General features: G+C 49.3%; 3 protein-coding genes. All 3 read right to left on the bottom strand.

From position 1 onward, the window contains the following. Positions 1 to 59: 59 nt before the first annotated feature. Positions 60 to 1,214 carry a gliding motility-associated C-terminal domain-containing protein gene (locus tag ACEW8P_RS22470; RefSeq protein ID WP_373515309.1) on the bottom strand — a complete coding sequence of 385 codons (1,155 nt, stop codon included), beginning with the start codon at positions 1,212 to 1,214 and terminating at the stop codon, positions 60 to 62. Positions 1,215 to 1,305: 91 nt separating this feature from the next. Beyond that, on the bottom strand, positions 1,306 to 1,953 hold the full coding sequence (locus ACEW8P_RS22465) for a gluconate 2-dehydrogenase subunit 3 family protein (RefSeq protein ID WP_373515308.1): 648 nt from the start codon (positions 1,951 to 1,953) through the stop codon (positions 1,306 to 1,308). 11 nt (positions 1,954 to 1,964) lie between these two features. Continuing rightward, positions 1,965 to 2,141: GMC oxidoreductase (locus ACEW8P_RS22460; RefSeq protein ID WP_373515310.1), on the bottom strand; the 177-nt coding region annotated here is incomplete at its 5' end.

Below are 2,141 nucleotides of genomic sequence, written 5' to 3'. Positions count from 1 at the left end.
CTTAGCCTTATTGTATCAAATCATTGAAAAAGCCGCTGAAATATCAATCCGTGGCTTTTTTATTCCAAAACCAACACAGAACCGGATTTTACTACACTCACACCATCCGCGCCAGTTCTAATCTTGTACACATAGATTCCGGGCGGGAGAGGAGTACCGTTCATTTTGCCATCCCAACTTTGGGTAATGCTTTGGCTGTGAAAAATGATGGTTCCCCAGGAACTGAACACGGTTAAATCGTAATCGGCGGCTACCTCCCCTTTGATCTCGAACAGGTCGTTGATGCCATCGCCGTTAGGCGAAAATGCATCGGGGACGAAAAGTGGTGCTTCTGCGCCGCAGACGGAAGCGGGGGTACGCCGACATAGTGGGAGGGAGGTGAAGCTACTACCCTGGTTGCCAATGAACAGTTGGTAGCAATGTTCTCGCCCGCAAGACAGAACGCTGTCTTCCAAACTACCAATATCTCCCTGTGTCGTTACTTCCCGCCAAAGTATATTGTCTTTTTTGATTGAAACCTTCGCTCCCGGAGATAGTAAAATTGCTTTCCATCTGAGTTCATTTGATTTTTCTAAACCGTTCAATTTCAAAATACCCGAGCAAATCGGGTCGGATTTGGTACTTTCAGCCAGGCAGGTGTCGGTGGATTGAAGTTGAAAGCACGTAGCCGCGAGCGAATCGACGAAAACCTTCAACTGCTGATTATCTTTCGAGACTGTGCGCCCAGTGCTTTCCCAGTTGCCGCTACCCGACTTGCGGTATAAAAGTAATTCGACCGTTGAAGGGTTCTTTATAGTCAATTCTCCGCTGGCCAGGTCCAACATTTTGAACTCTGTGATTGCAGATTTTGCCGTAGTCGAAGCCCCCGGATTGTAATCCAGGACTTCATCGTTGCTCTTACAAATTTTAGAATCGATGGTACCCCACACAGTGATTTTGCGTGGGCCGATTGTAGCATAAGTATGGCTGACTGCTTTCAAGCGCGAAAACAACTGCTCGATGCTCCCGTCTCCCCAGGAAACCCAGTGAGAGTCATAGGTTACGGGTTGTTTTTCATAGAACACCAACTTAACTACCCCAGTACCACAAAACACCATGCGGACTCCGGGCGGGGTAGTTGCAGGACATTGCGCTCTTAAATCCCCAGCCAGCATAAGCATGCTGAACAACAGCAGAATTCTTGCCAAATCATACAAGGCACTTCCTCGCTCCATACTCCTGACTTATTGGATTCTTACCCAAAGAAAACAAAAAAAGCGGGGATTTTGTAAATCCCCGCTTTTTTTATTACTAGTTGGAAACTACTCAACTCTTGTCATAACTGACTTTATACTTTGCCAGTACGTCGGCCGGTACTCCGTCCCACACGTTAGGGACATTGCCCATGTACCCGATGTCCTCTATGCCGATTTTACTGGAAAAGAATCCAGTAGCGGTGAAATTGCGCATGGTATTGAAGAATGAGACGCCCTGGCTCATTTCCGGTTTAGCCTTCTCAGGATAGGCGATGTCATCAACGATTTTCAACTGCTGCTCTTTGTTGAGAGCCGTAAAAACCTTGCCGCCAAACCGTTTGGCTGACTCCCGGTCGAGCCATTGCAAGCCGCCCCGGAAGGGCGTCTGCCAGTTGGGCTGGTCTTTCACCATGAACTCGATGAACTGCGGTACGCCCGACTCCGACGCACTACCCGACTTGCCGTCTTTGGGAATGATAATGTCCGAAAGTACAGCCAGCGTGGCCAACTCCTTGTCGGTAAAGTACTTTTCCTGTTGGAGCTTGGTATCGTAAGCAATCTCCTCGGCGATGCTACCGGGTTTGATTAGAATCGGGTCGGCGGCGGCACCCATTGCCTTTTCCAACTCCCGGCGTTCGGCCAGCAGTTCTTGCGGGTTAATAGCCGCCACGCCGAACGAACTCAGGGTGAGGGCTTTTAGTGAATCTCTCCTTTTCATAGTTTTTGACTTTAAATATTTTTCTTCTTGACCTGGTCGATGATATAGTCCGACGCCCGCCACGACAGGGCAAGAATTGTCCAGGTGGGATTCTTATCTGCCTGGGATACGAACGCGCCGCCGTCCACGACGAACACGTTTTTGGCGTCGTGGGCCTGGTTATTGGCGTTTAGGGCCGAAGTCTTGGG

The organism is Persicitalea sp., from assembly GCF_041751555.1.
Taxonomy (GTDB): Bacteria; Bacteroidota; Bacteroidia; order Cytophagales; family Spirosomataceae; genus Persicitalea.
This window is presented reverse-complemented; position numbering and strand designations above follow the sequence as displayed.

Excerpts from the sequence above, each read along its gene's own strand:
- ACEW8P_RS22470 (WP_373515309.1), bottom strand. The coding sequence starts at position 1,214 with ATGGAGCGAGGAAGTGCCTTGTATGATTTGGCAAGAATTCTGCTGTTG.
- ACEW8P_RS22465 (WP_373515308.1), bottom strand. The coding sequence starts at position 1,953 with ATGAAAAGGAGAGATTCACTAAAAGCCCTCACCCTGAGTTCGTTCGGC.